At 38.6% G+C, this 1,336-nt stretch carries 1 protein-coding gene; it reads right to left on the minus strand.

Annotation, left to right across the window (positions count from 1 at the left end; all coding sequences use genetic code 11):
• Positions 1 to 1,226, minus strand: a 1,226-nt coding sequence (locus IDG45_RS13695) for a type I restriction-modification system subunit M (RefSeq protein ID WP_000028677.1), incomplete at its 3' end; no start/stop codon positions are given.
• Positions 1,227 to 1,336 lie beyond the last annotated feature (110 nt).

A 1,336-nucleotide genomic window follows, 5' to 3' on the forward strand; every position in this document is an offset into this window, starting at 1 on the left:
TCTTGTTGGCGACATTTTTTAAACACTAAAATACATGTTGGAATACTTGTCCCATAGAAAATATTGGCTGGTAAGCCAATCACGGCTTCTAGGTAGTTCTTTTCTTCGATTAAATAACGACGAATGACACCTTCAGCGGCACCACGGAATAAGACACCATGTGGGAGTACAACGGCCATGGTACCTTCATCGTCTAAGTAATGTACCATGTGTTGAATAAAGGCAAAGTCTGCTTTGGATTTTGGCGCAAGCTTGCCGTAACCACTAAATCGTTCATCATTTTCAAATTTTGAATCTGCTGTCCATTTCGCACTGTATGGCGGGTTCGCAATAACCGCATCAAATGTATGGCCTAAAAAGGCTGGATTTTCCAACGTGTCATCATTACGTATATCGAAATTTTCATAACGTACATCATGTAATAACATGTTCATGCGTGCTAAGTTGTATGTGGTATTGTTACGTTCTTGTCCGAAATAACGATACACTTGCGTTTCTTTACCTACACGTAACAGTAATGAACCTGACCCACATGTTGGGTCATACACGTGACGTAATTTATCTTTACCATCTGTCACAATCTTCGCCAGTATCTTAGATACTTGTTGTGGTGTATAGAACTCGCCTGCTTTTTTACCCGCTGTCGCCGCAAAGCGCCCGATAAGAAATTCGTATGCATCACCTAACATATCAATTTCCATGTCACTGTGAACGAATGGTAAGTCGTCAAGATTAACCATAACTTTGGAAATTAACGCAGTACGTTCTTTGACATTGTTACCTAAACGCGTTGAACTCAAATCCATATCGCTGAATAGTCCGATAAAGTCATTTTCACTTTCTTCACCTAGTGTTGATGTTTCAACTTTACGAATTGCCGTCGCCAGATGTTCGATATCGAAATCTTGCGTTTCAATTTCACGAATCATCGCACTGAATAAATCTTGCGGTTCAATGAAGTAACCGACTTGATCAATTAATTCTGCTTTTAAGTCTTCACGATATTCTTCATCTGCCCATGCTTCTTGATACGTGATTTCTTCACCTGACAAGGCATCTGCGTATTCTTGTTCCGCTTTTTCAGATAAGAAGCGATAGAAAATCAAGCCTAAAATGTAATTACGGAATTCACTCGCATCCATATTCCCTCTTAAATCATTCGCAATCGACCATAATTTTTTATGTAATTCAGCTTGTTGCTGACGTTGTTTTTCAGTAATAGACATGTGATTCCTCCGCCTTTGAATAAGTAATTTATCTCTTTGTGTAATAGATTTATTATAACATTTGGCTATGTTGCGATGTTGAGAATTTTGATGTTGGTGGTGGAAATTTT

It is taken from the genome of Staphylococcus sp. EG-SA-10, assembly GCF_017151945.1.
In the GTDB taxonomy this organism is placed as follows: domain Bacteria; phylum Bacillota; class Bacilli; order Staphylococcales; family Staphylococcaceae; genus Staphylococcus; species Staphylococcus aureus.